This is a genomic window from Paenibacillus sp. FSL F4-0087 (assembly GCF_038020215.1).
GTDB classification, from domain to species: Bacteria; Bacillota; Bacilli; order Paenibacillales; family Paenibacillaceae; genus Paenibacillus; species Paenibacillus taichungensis.
Genome location: NZ_JBBODJ010000001.1, coordinates 2,793,737 through 2,809,712 on the forward strand (window position 1 = coordinate 2,793,737; position 15,976 = coordinate 2,809,712).

Sequence of the window (15,976 nt, forward strand, 5' to 3'; positions counted from 1 at the left end):
TAATAAAGTCCATCTGTGGGTGGTCAAAGAATCCGCGAATATGTCTGAAGTATCTATAGACTTGATGGCTTAATATAGATCGAAATGCATTCCATTTAGTGTGAATTGCGTTTCGTAGTTTTTACAGAAAATAGATCGTTTGCATGAATTTAGGTGTGCGGCGGCAAAAAGGAGGTAAACTGGAATGGCTTTTGATGGTGGAAGTTATGATGTAATCGTCGTTGGGGCAGGACATGCTGGTGTGGAATCGGCATTGGCTGCAGCCCGTATGGGTTCGAAAACACTGATGATTACCATCAATCTGGATATGGTGGCCTTCATGCCTTGTAACCCATCTATTGGGGGACCGGCAAAAGGACATGTGGTACGTGAGATTGATGCACTTGGTGGAGAAATGGGACGGAACATTGATAAGACCTTTATTCAGATGCGAATGCTTAACACAGGTAAAGGACCTGCTGTGCATGCACTTCGTGCTCAGGCGGATAAATTCTCTTACCAGCATACGATGAAAGAAACGATGGAGAATGAACGCAACCTGACGATGCGTCAGGGCATGGTTGATCGCCTGATCGTTGAAGACGGACAGTGCGTAGGTGTGGTTACTCAGACGGGTACCGAGTATCGGGCCAAAGCCGTTGTTTTGACAACAGGTACGTATCTACGCGGTAAAGTAATTATGGGTGAGTTGATGTACGAGAGTGGTCCAAATAATCAGCAGCCTTCCCTTAAGTTATCCGAACATCTGCGTGAGCTTGGTTTTGACCTGGTTCGTTTTAAAACAGGTACACCGCCGCGTGTGCATAAAGATACGATTGATTTTAGCAAAACGGAAATCCAGCCAGGTGATGACAAGCCGAAGTTCTTTTCTTATGAAACGGAATCTTCCGATAATGAGCAGCTGCCTTGCTGGTTGACGTATACGTCTGTGGAGACACACCAGATTATTAACGATAATCTCCACCGTGCACCGATGTTCTCAGGTGTTATTGAAGGTACCGGACCACGTTATTGCCCATCGATCGAGGATAAAATTGTGCGTTTCAGCGACAAGCCGAAACATCAGATTTTCCTGGAGCCAGAAGGCAAAAACACATCGGAATACTATGTACAAGGTCTGTCCACCAGTCTGCCAGAGGATGTTCAATTGGCGGTCCTTCGTTCAATTCCGGGTATGGAAAAAGTAGAAATGATGCGTAACGGCTACGCAATTGAATATGATGCAATGGTGCCTACACAGTTGTGGCCTTCACTGGAAACGAAACGTCTGCCAGGTCTGTTCACAGCAGGGCAGATTAATGGTACCTCCGGGTATGAAGAAGCGGCAGGACAAGGCGTAATGGCTGGAATCAACGCTGCACGTAAAGTACAGGAAAAAGAGCCTGTCGTACTTGATCGCTCCCAAGGGTACATTGGTGTTCTGATTGACGATCTCGTTACCAAAGGTACGAATGAACCTTATCGTCTGCTGACTTCTCGTGCAGAATACCGTTTATTGCTTCGTCATGATAATGCCGATATGCGTTTGACGGAAATTGGTCATGATATTGGTTTGATTCCTGATGAGCGTTACGCTAAATTCCTGGACAAAAAGGCAAAAGTAGAACAGGAAGTGAATCGTCTGAAGGCAGCCAAAGTTCGCCCTGTCGAAGTGAATCCGAAGCTGGAAGAGATCGGTTCTACACCGATTCAGGATGGCAGCACACTTCTGACATTGATGCGCCGCCCAGAGATCGGGTATGACTGGATTGAGCAAATCTCATCTTCCGAGGTGGAACTGACCGCTGATATGAAAGAGCAAGTGGAAATTCAAATCAAATATGCGGGTTATATTGAGAAACAATTGATCCACGTGGAACGTTTGCAAAAAATGGAGAAAAAGAAAATTCCGGACACGATTATATATGACGAAATTCATGGTCTTGCTATGGAAGCAAAGCAGAAGCTCGCTACGATTCGTCCAATCTCGATAGGACAGGCGTCCCGTATAGCTGGGGTTACTCCTGCGGATATCTCCATTCTGCTGGTTTACCTGGAGCATTATAACCGTGTAACCGCAGCAAGGGGACAATAATGGACGATATTCAACAGCAGCTACAACGGCGCCTGAAGAAACATGGACTGGAGCTGGATGAACGCCAGTTGGAGCAATTCGAGTTATATTTTCAGGAGCTGGTAGCTTGGAATGAAAAGATGAATCTAACAGGGATTACCGAACGTGAACAAGTATATACAAAGCATTTCTATGATTCAGTATCGCTGGCATTTTATACAGATATGTCGAAGGTAAACAAACTTGCAGACATTGGTTCAGGGGCTGGGTTCCCAGGACTACCACTTAAAATTTGTTTTCCACATATCAAGCTGACGATCATTGACTCGCTAAATAAACGTATTGGCTTTTTGCAACATGTTGTAGATACGCTCGGCTTGACCGATGTAGAATTGATTCATGGTCGTGCCGAGGAACTTGGACGCAAAGAAGGATATCGTGACAGCTACGACCTTGTTACTGCGCGTGCAGTTGCTAAGCTAGCGGTGCTTAATGAATTCTGTCTGCCTTTTGTTCGCAAAAGTGGATTATTCGCTGCAATGAAGGGCGGAGACCCGCGCGAAGAAATGAAGGAGGCTGAATTCAGCTTTAACCAGCTGAAAGGACGGGTAAAAGCAGTTCATCCGTTCCAGCTACCTGTTGAAGAGTCGGCACGGCATATCATTCTGATTCAGAAGTTTGATAAGACACCTTTTAAATATCCACGTAAACCAGGAACACCATTAAAAACACCTTTGGTATAGTTCTTGGCACAACATCGTATGTATTAAAAGGTAAGATGATCATTTTTCGTTTATTTAATGAAGAACTTAGGATAAGAGTAAAGAGGATGTTTCACGTGAAACATCCTCTTTTTGTTTTTTTGATTTTTTATCTAGGTATAGATAGTATCCACATTATGAGTACATAAGAGTAGAGAAAACGGAATCGGAGATTTAATTCATTTAGCGTAGAAGTTTTTTTTGATGGAAAATCCTTTTCTTGTTACAGCTATTCTTGAATGAAGGTCGTTGACCTATGGATAGAGAAAGAGCATCGGCAATAGTAGTAGCTATAGAATAGAAAGACACGTATGAAAGAGTTTATTCTGCCACTGAGGCTATCTTATGAAAATTCATTTTTACATTATTAAACGAGCACACAGCGTAGCTACTAGGAGCAGGTCCTGTTTACAGAGATCTTCCATATCTTAATGGGTACAAACAGGTCATATAGCTAATGTTCATGAAGAAAAAGCAGGAAAATTAGAAGAGTTTAAAGAATAGGTAAACATAGGATTATGGAAGAAAAGATGATAGAATAGAAGTATCCGGTCCTGGATTACAGAGATCATAGATTATATGTATAGATAGATTTTTGAGCATTATTGTATAGGTTACAGAAAGCGTCATGGAAGGCAAAACTTATTCGAAGAACGACAGCATTTGGAAGGGTCGCATATTGAATAAGAAGCACCTGCAGTTCTGCGGGAGCTATTACGAAACTAGGTGGTAATATACGGAATGAAAGAACAATTTTCGAAGTTGTTTGGTTTGGCGGAGCGCAATAACGGAGATGAGATTAAACAAATTCCGGTCAATGAAATTGTGAGCAGCCCATATCAACCCCGTACTATTTTTGATGATGATAAAATTGATGAGTTGTTGCAGACGATCAAGACACATGGAGTTATTCAGCCGATTGTCGTCCGCGTACGAAATGGATCATATGAGATTATCGCCGGGGAACGTCGCTGGCGTGCAGTTCGAAAACTGGGCTTGGATCATATTCCGGCCATTGTGCGTGAATTCAACGACTCTCAGGCAGCGTCCATCGCATTGATCGAAAACCTGCAGCGTGAGGGACTCACTTCAATTGAAGAGGCTGTTGCTTATCAGAAATTGATTGACCTGCACCAACTTACACAGGAAAGTCTTGCGCAGCGATTAGGCAAAAGCCAGTCGACGATCGCCAACAAAATCCGGTTGTTACAGCTTCCGGAGGGCATTAAGACAGCACTGATGGAACGTAAGATTTCGGAGCGTCATGCCAGAGCTTTGCTATCATTGGATACGGAAGAGTTGCAAATGAAATTGCTCGGCGAAATTATTGATAAAGAGTTGAATGTCAAACAAACAGAAGCACGAGTTGCCTTTTACAAGGAATCCTCGAAGATCAAAAAATCCAAACGTATCTCCTTCACGAAGGACGTTAGACTTGCACTTAATACGATTCGTCAATCCATTGATATGGTATCGGGCTCCGGTCTAGACATCAAAACCAAGGAAGCGGACCATGAGGACCATTACGAGATCGTTATCCATATCCCGAAACGCAAATAATTGTTGAAGCTTAAGGCGGCAATGGGCCGCTTTTTCTGTCTATAAAGTTGAGAGTGGCATGAACAGCGTAGAATAGCACCATGAAGAAACGGTAGTTGATGTTTGTGTGGATGATAGCCACCTGCTTTTTGTTAACTGTAGTTCACAACCTACAAGAAAAGACTCCTATTTTATTTGAGGTGAAGTAATTGTCTAAGATTATGGCCGTAGCAAATCAAAAGGGCGGTGTGGGGAAAACGACGACATCTGTTAACTTGGGTGCAGGACTGGCTTCGCTCGGGAAAAGGGTGCTGCTTGTCGATATTGACCCCCAGGGGAATACAACCAGCGGAGTCGGAATCAACAAAGCAGATGTGGCCAATTGTATATATGATGTCATCATTAATGAGGTTCCCCCTCAGGAAGCGATTGTGGAAACCCAGATTGAAGGCCTTCATATCATACCTGCAACGATTCAGCTTGCCGGAGCCGAGATTGAACTGGTATCAACGATATCACGGGAAGTCCGCCTGAAAAAATCACTCGCCATGGTGAAAAAAAACTATGATTACATACTGATCGATTGTCCACCCTCCCTCGGCATGTTAACGATCAATTCGTTGACAGCTTCCGATTCGGTGATCATTCCGATTCAGTGTGAGTATTATGCGCTCGAAGGGTTGAGCCAATTGCTTAACACGGTGCGTTTGGTGCAGAAACATCTGAATACGTCCCTACAGATTGAAGGAGTATTGCTGACGATGTTTGATGCTCGAACGAATCTGGGCATTCAAGTGATTGAAGAAGTGAAGAAGTATTTTCAACAAAAGGTGTATCAGACCATTATTCCGCGCAATGTGCGGCTTAGTGAGGCGCCTTCTCATGGTCAGTCTATCATTACGTATGATCCTCGATCCCGAGGGGCTGAAGTTTATTTAGAGCTCGCAAAGGAAGTGATTTCTTATGAGTAAGCGGCTTGGAAAAGGTCTTGATGCCCTCATTCCTTCGCTTTCAATTAATGACGATGATAAAGTCGTAGAAATCCCGATTAGTCAACTGCGGGCAAACCCTTACCAACCTCGTAAAGTATTTGATGAGGATGCGATACATGAACTCGCTGAATCGATCCGTCAACATGGTGTTATACAACCTATTATTGTACGACCTGTTTTGAGAGGTTATGAAATTATTGCTGGTGAACGACGTTTCAGAGCTTCCCAGTATTGCGGTAATGCCACTGTGCCTGCTGTAGTTCGTAATTTCAGTGATCAGCAGGTTATGGAGATTGCTTTAATCGAGAACCTGCAGCGTGAGAATCTGAATGCGATGGAAGTTGCAGTTGCTTATCAGGGGCTGATGGACCAGTTTGGGTTAACCCAGGAAGAGCTCTCCGTAAAAGTGGGCAAATCACGTTCTCACATCGCTAACTTCCTGCGTTTGTTATCATTGCCAGAAGAAGTGAAAGATCATGTTTCACGTGGAACATTGTCAATGGGGCATGCACGTGCTATCGTCGGCGTTAAAGATGAAAGCCTTGTGAAGCAGCTGGCAAAACAAACTATTGATCAACAGTGGAGTGTACGTGAACTGGAAGAGGCTGTTCAACAATTGGATCGTTCCAAAACGGGTGAAGCGAAAGCAAAATCCAAGTTAAAGAAAAAAGATCCGTTTATTGATACATTGGAAGAGTCTTTACGTGAACGGTTTAAAACAACGGTGAAAATTAAGCATAACAAAGATAAAGGCAAAATTGAGCTCAACTACTACAGCAAACAAGATCTGGAGCGACTGTTGGAACTGTTGCAATAATAGTCATGACTCCATGATCGATGAACAACATGCGGGGCTTTTTCATGTGATGACATATCGCCTCTGTACCATGGAGAAACGATATGTCATTGTTTGTTTCTAGGGATTATATCCAACCATAACAATCAATTAGGGACAGAGGTGGTCATGAGGTGGAGGGAGTTATCTATCTGGATCATGCAGCGACATCTTGGCCTAAGCCACCTGCTGTCGGGGAAGCCATGATGAAGGCTCTGGATGTGGCAGGGGCGAACCCAGGCAGAGGAAGTCACCGGATGGCAGTACAGGCAAGCCGAGTTTTATTTGGTGCCAGAAAAGCGATATCCACTCTTTTGGGTGTTCGTAATGCCAATGATATTGCTCTGGGTTCTAATACCACAGAAGCTTTGAATCTAGCTATTCAAGGGTGGCTAAGAGAAGGCGATCATGTCATTGCTACGATGGCTGAACATAATTCAGTAAGACGGCCACTGGAGTACATGCGCAGATCTCGTAATGTAGAGGTTGATTATGTGCCTGTTAATGCAGCCGGGGAGATCGATCTGGTCCAATTCGCACGCTTGTTTCGTTCCAATACAAGATTGGTTGTCTGTACGCATAGTTCGAACCTGCTGGGGAGTATTCTGCCCATTGGTGAAATTGCACTGATGTGTCAAAAACACCAGGTGACTTTGCTTGTTGATGCTGCTCAAAGTGCTGGAATTATCCCTATGGATGTGAAGCAGCTTGGCATCGATATGCTTGCCTTTCCAGGGCATAAAGGACTGTTGGGACCGCAGGGAACAGGTGGACTGTACATCGCTCCTGAGCTGGATGTGCAACCAATGCTTCACGGCGGCACAGGAAGCCAATCTGAGGCAATTGAGCAGCCACTTGTTCGTCCTGATCGCTATGAGGCGGGTACGCCCAATACCGTGGGTATAGCAGGTCTGGCAGCCGGAGTGCAGCATGTGCTTGAACTGACACCTGAATTCATATATAAACAGGAGTGGGATTTGACTCAGCATATGATGGATGGGTTATCATCAGTACAGGGGATTCGAATGCTTGGCCCTGAAATTGGACAGCCGCGTACGGGATTGTTATCCTTTACTGTTGAAGGGTATGATTCGGCTCAGCTCGCTTTTCAATTAGACCGAAGTTATGGCATCGCTGTGCGCTCAGGTTTTCATTGCACACCTCTTGCCCATGAGTCAGCTGGTACAACGGCAAGTGGGGCTGTCAGAGCGAGCGTGGGGTATAGTACGTCAAAAGAAGATGTCGATGCGTTAATCGAAGCAGTTATCGAATTAACTGCATCAAAACCGGTATGAATCAGCCCTAATAAAACATGAATTTCTATCGCTTGAATAAGCAAAAAGCAAAAGAGGTAAGAGGCTAAAGCGAGTGATTAGCTGTATGGGTTATCTGGTGAATAATAAGGGTAAGCTTGACGGTTACATTAGAGCGTTGGATGCTTTTCTTAGCTGAATGGATCGATGATGTATGATGTGGAGTACGTTTGAAGGTACAAACGTTAACCTGAACAAACCAACAGAGGGGTAGTTGCACTACATGGCTGAATTAAATGAGCTGATTCTGGAACAGCTGATATGGATTATTGGCGGCATGGCTTTACTTTTGGTGATTTTGCTTATCATAAGTATTGCTCAAGGCGCAAAGCTACGGAAGTTTAAACGGAAATATGAGGCCATGATGGCTGGTAGTGGAGTGGAAGATCTGGAGTCTCTGTTAATCAATCTGAAAATTCAGATGGACAGCATTGAGGATGAGCATACACTGCAAACGGATCAGTTACAGACTGTCATGCAGAAGCTGACCCGTATCCAGGGTAAAGTGGGCGTGAAACGGTATAACGCTTATGGGGAGCTTGGCAGTGATCTGAGTTTCTCCATGGCAATGGTTAACGATAGCCAGGACGGTATGGTACTCACTGGTATCTATAATCGAGACGGTTCCTATGTATATGCTAAACCTCTTAAAGGGGGAGAGTCCACGTATACTCTTTCCCCTGAGGAAAAGGAAGCCATTACTCTGGCACAGCAAGCAGAGTAGAACGGGTATGCCATTCGCGAATGGCGGAGTAGAGACTGCTGGATATAATCTCGGACATGCGCATGACGAGACTGAGACGTGTGTTCTGTAAAACAAAGTATTCCATAAAGCCGCCGACGTTAACGATACCTGTAAGATGGATATCGCCGACCGGCGGTAATTCTTTATTTACACCCGCTCCTGGTTTGAGCGGTCCATTCACGACCTGGATACATCCAACACTCGAGGACTGTCCCAGACAGGCATCAATGCCGATCACATAAGGGTTGTGGTGTGTGGTGTGTATTTTGTGAAGGGTGTCCTGTAGGTTCATTGCATGTACGGGTTCATCCAATGTGCCATAGAGATGGAATAGAGGGCTGTCCCACTTGGCAAGCGATGAGCCGACGAGCGGGCCAAGGCAGTCACCGGTAGAGCGATCTGTACCGATACAGACGACAACTACATTTTGCAAAGAATGAGCTTTATAGAGATGGAACATTAAACGATGAATGATGGCTGAGTGAATGCCTGGATCTGTATGTGGGATTTTCAGGCTGGCCATGTCTTGAGATGAGAAGGAATGCGAAATGGGATTCATAGGATCTATCCTTTCCCTTGGAATAGTAGTAACAGTATATGGAAGAATAGAACGTTTTATACTTCGTGGGGACAAGCTTTTTCAAAGGGATGGATGTATCGCGAAAGGAGACGGACATGGACGAGTGGATTGATGATTGGATGCTGATTGCTTTTGATTCCACCCAGCAGGCGCTGCGGGCAGAAATGCTGCTGGAGTTTGCCGAGATTGAGATCGACTTATTTCCTACCCCAAAAGAGATCACAGCGGGCTGTGCTCTATGTATTCAGTTTCCAAAAGAAGATCTGGAGAGAGTGATACAGATCATTCGTAACGAATTTGTGGAGATCCGTGGCCTCTATTTCAAAACCGCTGACAGCTATGATAACATACCCATGTAGAGGAGGTTTGATCTATGTTGCCATTTAAGTTTGCTGGGGGCAATACTAGCCCGGATGTGAAAGGAACAATAAATAGTGCAGTTCGCTGGACAGACCAATTATGGGCTAAAGTCGCTGATGCAGATATGTGGTTTAACATTCTGTTCAGTTCGATCCGAATCATTATTATTTTCATTATTACGCGTATTGTGATCAAGATTGTATCACGTATTATAGATCGCACGATGGCACGAAAGCAGGAAGGCAAGATTCGAGTCAATCCGCGGAGATTTATAACGGTGGGAGAGTTGATGAAAAATGCGACCTCCATAACATGTAATTTCATTATGATTCTGTTACTGTTATCTGAGATCAACGTGAAAGTTGGACCATTGTTAGCGAGTGCGGGAGTACTTGGACTGGCTATCGGTTTTGGTGCCCAAGGATTGGTGAAGGATGTTATTACGGGTTTCTTCATTATATTGGAGGATCAATTCGCAGTAGGCGATGTTATTCAAACAGGTACTTATAAAGGAACGGTTGAGGTCATTGGACTGAGAACGACCAAGCTGGTTAGCTGGCAGGGTGAGGTACACATTATTCCAAATGGTACGATTGCAAGTGTAACTAATTACTCGATGTCTAATTCCCTTGCAGTTGTGGACATTCCCATGAAGGGTGAACAGACCCTGGACGAGTCAGTACACTTGGTGAAACGAGCGTTGACTGGGATTGAGGATCGAGATCTGAACATCGTTAAAGTACCTGACGTGCTTGGTATCCAGTCGATGTCTACCTCGGAATATGTGGTTCGCATTGTTGCTGAATGCTTGCCTAACTCCAGGGCATCTGTAGAGCGCCAAATCCAGAGTGATGTGAAGAAAACACTGGAGTATCATGAGATGAGCAATCAAGCAGCATTAGAGCAAGCAGCAGCTCAGGAGAAGGATGAGGGGGATGGCATTGGTGGAGCGTAAAAGTTTCCAGCTTGGGGACATTGTGCAGATGAAGAAGCAGCATCCATGTGGTAGCAATGAGATGGAGATTATCCGGATGGGCATGGATATTCGTATCAAATGTGTAGGATGTAAACACAGTGTATTAATTCCCAGAGCGAAATTCGAGAAAAACATGAAAAAGGTACTTCGTTCAACAGAGGATTCGTCTGAATCCTAATGAAAAAATGCGGTAATGTTCACTCTTTTCGCACTCCATAATAACGTTTACATGCAGGCACAGCTTAGGTATTGCGTTCTGTAAATGATCATGCTATAATCATTATTGCTGCGGAAAGGTACCCAAGAGGCCCAAGGGGGCTGACTCGAAATCAGTTAGGCGTGTCACAGCGTGCGTGGGTTCGAATCCCACCCTTTCCGCCACTAATAGATCTTGCTTTGTAATTGTAATTGAACAACTTACTCAACGTGTGTTGAGCTTTATACATGCAAAAAAGGCCTTCCATCTGGAAGGTTTTTTTATTTTTAATTTTGTTGATTGATTATCATTTGTAATTGAAAAAAACAAAGAGCCCCTAAGGGCTCTTCATTCGGCGATGCATTCGGTTTGTTAGGAAACAATCGGTCGTAACGATCAGAAACTTGCTCGTGCTTCAGACAAAGGCCTTACACACAACCATCGTGCTTCTTAAATTACGTGATGAATCTCCAACAGTGAATGTTCGGCTTCGTTGTCCAACGGAACCACACCTCTCTCGTGCATCGCCTGATTGTATTATGTGCATTAGTACGTTTTATATACAGCAGTCTGAAAAAAAATCTTTACGCCTAGTGGACGCGGGCTTTGGTAAGCTTTTTCCACTTGCGATTCTGATTGCTTGTTTCAGGGAAAGCTTCGCCCCTTTGGAGGGTTACCCGTTTCGGATTATTAATCTCCGTATGAAAGCTCTTCTCACCAACCTCGGTGTACTCACCATCGTTTGGCGCTTTGTCTCCTGGTTCAAACTCGGTTCTTTCACCCATGATAAAACCTCCTCGGCAAAATGGATTTCAATGTTGCTTCTGTAGTGTGCTCCATTGGAGTTATGATCATGTGTAATGAGAAGAGGGAACGTTTGCTTGCATTGGGGCGTCATTTTTGTTATATTAATATAGTTCGAGTTTGTGCTCGTTCCTTGCTCTCAACCTAGATTGAGGGCCAGAGTCCATAAGGAGGTGAAAATTATGCGCAAATATGAAGTGATGTACATTATTCGTCCTGATGTTGAGCAAGAAGTTGTTCAAGCTACAGTCGATAAATTCCAAGGCATCATCTCCAACGGCGGTGGTGAAGTTACAGCTCACGACGTTATGGGTAAACGCCGTCTTGCGTATGAGATCAAGAAATTCCGTGATGGTGTTTATGTTTTGGTACACTTCACTGCTGAACCAGCAGTAGTTACTGAACTTGAGCGTCTCATGAAGATTTCTGACGAAGTAATTCGTTATCTCATTACAAACGACGTTAAGTCTGCTTAAGACAACTCGTGATCAACGCACCAATACGCTCTGAAGGAGGGGATTACATTGTTGAACCGTGTCATTCTGATCGGCCGGTTAACCCGGGATCCTGAGTTGCGTTATACTCCAGCTGGAGTAGCAGTTACGCAATTTACTTTGGCAGTGGACAGACCGTTTACAAGCCAAGGGGGAGAACGGGAAGCGGATTTCATTCCGGTCGTAACCTGGAGACAGCTTGCTGAGACTTGTGCAAACTATTTGCGCAAAGGACGCCTAGCTGCAGTCGAAGGACGCATTCAAGTACGGAATTACGAGAATAACGAAGGAAAACGTGTATACGTGACCGAAGTCATTGCCGATAACGTCCGTTTCTTGGAGTCAGCTAACCGTGATAATAACGGTGGCGGCGGTGGGCAACCAATGCGTGAAGAGCCTTCTTACGGAGGCGGCGGGCGCGCGAACAATAACAATAATTCGCGTAGCAACAATCAGGATCCTTTTTCCGATGACGGAAAACCGATTGATATATCGGATGATGATTTGCCATTTTAACGTGAACCGACACTCTTAGAGTGATTGGCTAAACGATAGGAAAGGACTGAAAAGCATGAGCTTCAAGCAAAGAGAAGGCGGAGACAACGATAAAAGACCGGCTCGCCGTGGCGGCCGTAACAAACGTCGTAAAGTGTGCTTCTTCACAGCTAACAAAATTACTCACATCGATTATAAAGATACGGACTTGCTTCGTAAATTTATCAGCGAGCGCGGAAAAATTTTGCCACGCCGTGTAACAGGTACTAGCGCTAAATATCAACGCATGCTGACGATTGCCATCAAACGCTCCCGTCAAATCGCATTGCTGCCATACACAACTGAGTAGTCTTACTCAGCATGGATACAAAGCAGTCGGCTTATAGCCGGCTGCTTTTTTGCATCTGAAAATAATCAAGGTGTTTATCTCCTGGTAATTGGATTTCGTAAGAGTTGCGACGATAGAAGCAATTAAGGCGTAAATGATTTATAATAGAGTCTATTATATTGCTGATATCAGGTAGCTTGAGTTCAACGAATATAGATTCCACCATCAGGAGAGAGCATGAATACATCCAAACGTAAAGTAAAACAGAGACGCAAGAGTAGTCTGCGATTTTGGATCGTAGCTACGTTTTTGCTTTCCATTATATATGTGTGGTTACAGCAAAAAGGAGATACCTATGATATATGGCCACGAACCAACGTACAAGAAGCCGTGCCGATTACAGGACTCCACCCGGTAGTCGCGGAAAGTGAGAAGTTGTTGGTTCGAAAGGCAGCTAGACGAGGAATTGAAGTCGTGATTACACATGATTTCCGCAGCATAGACGAACAAGATGCCCTCTATAATCAAGGACGCTCCCTTTCCGGAAATATCGTTACCAACGCCAAAGGGGGAGAGTCCTATCACAACTATGGTTTGGCCATTGATTTTGCGTTACGGACTCCTGAAGGAGATGTAGTGTGGGATATGGAACGTGATGATAACGGCAATGGAAAGCCAGATTGGTTGGAAGTTGTGGAGCTTGCCAAAGAACTAGGGTTTACATGGGGAGGAGATTGGGCTAACTTCCCGGATTATCCTCACTTGCAGATGGACTTTGGATTAAGTATCAACGATTTGAAGCGTGGGAAAAGACCTCCGGACACACACTAAATAGGATATTATATATACATCTATATGTATAAATATTAGAAAAGCCTTGCATTTTGCAGGGCTTTTTTCTTTCTTTTGTAAAATAAATGATAAAAGATGACAATTTGTTCTTTACATAAGCGATTAAATGAAACTATACTATAATAACTAGAAATTTAACTTCAATCCTTTAGTAATATCTAAATCACACCTCTAAAAGTACAGAATTTGGATAGAAACCAATTTCACTTCCAAATAAAATAAGACCTCCACAATTCCCTCATACCTAACATAATAATTTGTTATATCTACATTTCTAACATTTAACTACACAATTCGTGTAATGATAATGTCATATATTTAGATAATCGGTATATTTAAGATTCAAACCTTACCATTGAAAGTATCCGCCTGGCTCTGAAATTCCTTGATTTATTCCCTTTAAAGTATAACTAATACCCAAAACTGTGCTATAAAAAACATTTATACCATAAATCTCAAATTAAGCATTGACGTCATCTAAATTTACACGTATGATTACATTAATTATTTTGCATTATAATCCCGCTAGGAATTGTCAGCATTAATTGACCATCGGTCTAAATAGCAGTAGTCAAAAATGGATTCTCCTAATGATTTGTTATTTTGTATACACTTTCGTTCATTATCTTCAAGAACATGGAAATATACAGTGGATGCATTCTTCTACACATGAATACAGTCTGCGGAAATTATGGGGTTAGGGTGATTGATTTGAATACAGAGCTATTGGAAGTCAGAAATCTAACTACATCATTCAGAATTGAAGATGACTATTATGCAGCAGTTGATCACGTTAACCTTACGGTTAAAAAGAATGAAGTACTGGCTATTGTGGGAGAATCAGGATCGGGCAAGAGTGCTTTTGCTTTTTCCATAATGGGTTTGCATAACAAAGCCAAAATTGAAGGGGAGATTCTATACAAAGGGCAGAATATTGCTGGTATATCTCCAAACAAATTAAACAAACTCCGCGGTAAAGAGATGGGAATGATCTTTCAGGACCCACTTTCCGCATTAAATCCTCTGATGGTGATCGGTGAACAGATCGAAGAGATTCTTACACTGCATCAACCCAAGCTATCTTCGAAAGAAAAGAAAGACAAAGTAATTGATTTACTCAACCAAGTAGGGATTCCGCGTCCCGAACAATTATACAAGCAGTATCCTCACGAACTATCGGGTGGTATGAGACAGAGAGTTGTTATCGCGATTGCGATTGCCAATAAACCTGAATTGCTGATTGCCGATGAACCAACGACAGCACTTGACGTTACAATCCAACTACAAATTCTGGAGCTTATCCGCGAATTGAAGAACGAGATTAACGCAGGAATTATCCTGATCACGCATGATCTGGGAGTCGTTGCCGAGATGGCTGATCGCGTAGCAGTTATGTATGCAGGAGAAATTGTGGAGATTGCAGATATTTATACTCTTATGACGGATGCCAAGCATCCATATACACGGTCTCTACTAAACTCTATTCCTACTATTTCTGAAGAAAAATCGAAGCTTCATGTCATTCAAGGCATTGTTCCATCACTGAAAAATCTTCCTCGCCAAGGGTGCCGATTCAAGGCTCGAATTCCATGGATAAGTGATTCGGCTCATGAAGAAAACCCACAGATGCATGAAATTGCGCCAGGTCATTTTGTACGCTGTACCTGTTATCAGCACTTTCATTTCCCTGATCAAGCTGAGGAGGAATAACATAATGGCATTACTCGAAGTAGAAGGACTAAAAATTCACTTTCCGATTCGCGGAGGGTTGATCAAGCGTGAGATTGGTAACATCAAAGCCGTTGATGATGTGAGCTTCTCCATTGAGCAGGGTCAAACATACGGTCTTGTAGGTGAGTCCGGCTCAGGCAAAACGACTACGGGTAGAGCCGTTATTGGCTTAAACCATGTGACAGCCGGGAAAATTCTTTTCAATGGAAGAGATCTGGCTAAAGAGAGGCGGAAAGATAGACAACTGCAGCGTGATGTGCAGATGATCTTTCAGGATCCGTACTCTTCGTTAAATCCCAAGAAGCGTGTTATCGACATCATTGCTGAGCCACTCCGCAATTATGAACGACTGACGGCTACGGAAGAGAAACGTCAGGTCCGTGATCTTCTGGAGAAGGTCGGATTGAGTCCCGAAGCGATCTATAAGTATCCGCATGAATTCTCCGGGGGTCAGCGGCAACGGATTGGGATCGCTCGTGCGATTGCATTAAAGCCAAAGCTGATCATCGCAGATGAGCCAGTATCTGCACTCGATGTATCTGTACAAGCACAGGTGCTTAACTTCATGCAGGAAATTCAAAAAGAGTTGAATCTGACCTACTTGTTCATCAGTCACGATCTCGGCATTATTCGCCATATGTGTGATCAAATCGGAATTATGTATAAAGGTCGATATGTGGAGCAGGGCACAACGGATGATATATTTGAGAACCCACAACATATCTATACTAAGCGTTTAATAGCAGCCATTCCGGATATGGATCCAACCAAACGTGAAGAAATGGTAGCCTTCCGTCAACAGATCAAATCCGAGTATGAAAATTCATACCGAAACTTCTTTGATGAGGAAGGGCTGGCATACTCGCTCCAATCCATTTCCGATACTCACCGAGTAGCTCTACCTCAGAAAGGTTGAAGGCCA

The 15,976-nt window shown here is 43.7% G+C and carries 18 protein-coding genes and 1 tRNA gene; 17 read left to right on the forward strand and 2 right to left on the reverse strand.

Going from position 1 to position 15,976, the window contains the following annotated elements; translation table 11 throughout:
* The first annotated feature begins 184 nt into the window (after window positions 1-184).
* From mnmG to MHB84_RS13125, 7 genes are all read left to right on the forward strand, one after another.
* Window positions 185-2,074, forward strand: coding sequence for a tRNA uridine-5-carboxymethylaminomethyl(34) synthesis enzyme MnmG (gene mnmG, locus MHB84_RS13095; RefSeq protein WP_076287178.1), 1,890 nt, complete (start codon window positions 185-187; stop codon window positions 2,072-2,074).
* Window positions 2,074-2,796 (forward strand): 16S rRNA (guanine(527)-N(7))-methyltransferase RsmG, encoded by a 723-nt coding sequence (gene rsmG / locus MHB84_RS13100; protein WP_076287179.1) that lies wholly within the window; start codon window positions 2,074-2,076, stop codon window positions 2,794-2,796. The genes mnmG and rsmG overlap by 1 nt, the downstream gene beginning before the upstream one ends.
* Before the next feature lie 759 nt (window positions 2,797-3,555).
* On the forward strand, window positions 3,556-4,374 hold the full coding sequence (gene noc, locus MHB84_RS13105) for a nucleoid occlusion protein (RefSeq protein ID WP_076287180.1): 819 nt from the start codon (window positions 3,556-3,558) through the stop codon (window positions 4,372-4,374).
* 188 nt (window positions 4,375-4,562) lie between these two features.
* The gene (locus tag MHB84_RS13110; protein ID WP_024629525.1) at window positions 4,563-5,324 is read left to right on the forward strand and encodes a ParA family protein; all 762 of its coding nucleotides are present in this window, start codon (window positions 4,563-4,565) and stop codon (window positions 5,322-5,324) included.
* Window positions 5,317-6,162, forward strand: a complete 846-nt coding sequence (locus MHB84_RS13115; protein ID WP_024629526.1) for a ParB/RepB/Spo0J family partition protein — start codon at window positions 5,317-5,319, stop codon at window positions 6,160-6,162. The genes MHB84_RS13110 and MHB84_RS13115 overlap by 8 nt, the downstream gene beginning before the upstream one ends.
* Before the next feature lie 152 nt (window positions 6,163-6,314).
* Window positions 6,315-7,475 carry an aminotransferase class V-fold PLP-dependent enzyme gene (locus MHB84_RS13120; protein WP_076287181.1) on the forward strand — a complete coding sequence of 387 codons (1,161 nt, stop codon included), beginning with the start codon at window positions 6,315-6,317 and terminating at the stop codon, window positions 7,473-7,475.
* A 241-nt stretch (window positions 7,476-7,716) separates the two neighbouring features.
* Window positions 7,717-8,217 carry a DUF4446 family protein gene (locus tag MHB84_RS13125; RefSeq protein ID WP_076287182.1) on the forward strand — a complete coding sequence of 167 codons (501 nt, stop codon included), beginning with the start codon at window positions 7,717-7,719 and terminating at the stop codon, window positions 8,215-8,217.
* Here MHB84_RS13125 and yyaC read toward each other — a convergent pair.
* Window positions 8,192-8,797, reverse strand: a complete 606-nt coding sequence (gene yyaC, locus MHB84_RS13130) for a spore protease YyaC (protein ID WP_024629529.1) — start codon at window positions 8,795-8,797, stop codon at window positions 8,192-8,194. The genes MHB84_RS13125 and yyaC overlap by 26 nt on opposite strands.
* 140 nt (window positions 8,798-8,937) lie before the next feature.
* Between yyaC and MHB84_RS13135 the strand changes: the two genes are divergently transcribed.
* From MHB84_RS13135 to MHB84_RS13150, 4 genes are all read left to right on the forward strand, one after another.
* Window positions 8,938-9,177: a DUF3343 domain-containing protein gene (locus MHB84_RS13135; protein WP_433923790.1), complete on the forward strand. Its 240-nt coding sequence runs from the start codon at window positions 8,938-8,940 to the stop codon at window positions 9,175-9,177.
* Window positions 9,178-9,191: 14 nt separating this feature from the next.
* Window positions 9,192-10,133, forward strand: a complete 942-nt coding sequence (locus MHB84_RS13140) for a mechanosensitive ion channel family protein (RefSeq protein WP_083678712.1) — start codon at window positions 9,192-9,194, stop codon at window positions 10,131-10,133.
* Window positions 10,123-10,332, forward strand: coding sequence for a DUF951 domain-containing protein (locus MHB84_RS13145; protein ID WP_063567381.1), 210 nt, complete (start codon window positions 10,123-10,125; stop codon window positions 10,330-10,332). The genes MHB84_RS13140 and MHB84_RS13145 overlap by 11 nt, the downstream gene beginning before the upstream one ends.
* 112 nt (window positions 10,333-10,444) lie before the next feature.
* Window positions 10,445-10,535: transfer RNA gene (locus MHB84_RS13150), tRNA-Ser, on the forward strand.
* A gap of 405 nt (window positions 10,536-10,940) precedes the next feature.
* Here the strand turns inward: MHB84_RS13150 and MHB84_RS13155 are convergent.
* Entirely contained in the window at window positions 10,941-11,135 is a 195-nt protein-coding gene (locus MHB84_RS13155) for a YjzC family protein (protein WP_076287183.1), read from the reverse strand.
* Window positions 11,136-11,336: 201 nt separating this feature from the next.
* On the opposite strand from MHB84_RS13155, the gene rpsF reads away from it, so the two are divergent.
* The 6 genes from rpsF (at window position 11,337) to MHB84_RS13185 (ending at window position 15,970) form a co-directional block, all read left to right on the forward strand.
* Entirely contained in the window at window positions 11,337-11,630 is a 294-nt protein-coding gene (gene rpsF / locus MHB84_RS13160) for a 30S ribosomal protein S6 (RefSeq protein WP_024629534.1), read from the forward strand.
* A 48-nt stretch (window positions 11,631-11,678) separates the two neighbouring features.
* Window positions 11,679-12,164 (forward strand): single-stranded DNA-binding protein, encoded by a 486-nt coding sequence (gene ssb, locus MHB84_RS13165; RefSeq protein ID WP_024629535.1) that lies wholly within the window; start codon window positions 11,679-11,681, stop codon window positions 12,162-12,164.
* 55 nt (window positions 12,165-12,219) lie between these two features.
* A complete protein-coding gene (rpsR, locus tag MHB84_RS13170) occupies window positions 12,220-12,492 on the forward strand; it encodes a 30S ribosomal protein S18 (RefSeq protein WP_062327715.1) in 273 nt (90 codons plus the stop codon).
* A gap of 216 nt (window positions 12,493-12,708) precedes the next feature.
* Window positions 12,709-13,302 carry a M15 family metallopeptidase gene (locus MHB84_RS13175; protein ID WP_076287184.1) on the forward strand — a complete coding sequence of 198 codons (594 nt, stop codon included), beginning with the start codon at window positions 12,709-12,711 and terminating at the stop codon, window positions 13,300-13,302.
* Between the two features lie 690 nt (window positions 13,303-13,992).
* On the forward strand, window positions 13,993-15,033 hold the full coding sequence (locus MHB84_RS13180) for an ABC transporter ATP-binding protein (protein ID WP_218642248.1): 1,041 nt from the start codon (window positions 13,993-13,995) through the stop codon (window positions 15,031-15,033).
* A gap of 4 nt (window positions 15,034-15,037) precedes the next feature.
* Window positions 15,038-15,970 carry an ABC transporter ATP-binding protein gene (locus MHB84_RS13185; protein WP_076287185.1) on the forward strand — a complete coding sequence of 311 codons (933 nt, stop codon included), beginning with the start codon at window positions 15,038-15,040 and terminating at the stop codon, window positions 15,968-15,970.
* Window positions 15,971-15,976: the final 6 nt, after the last annotated feature.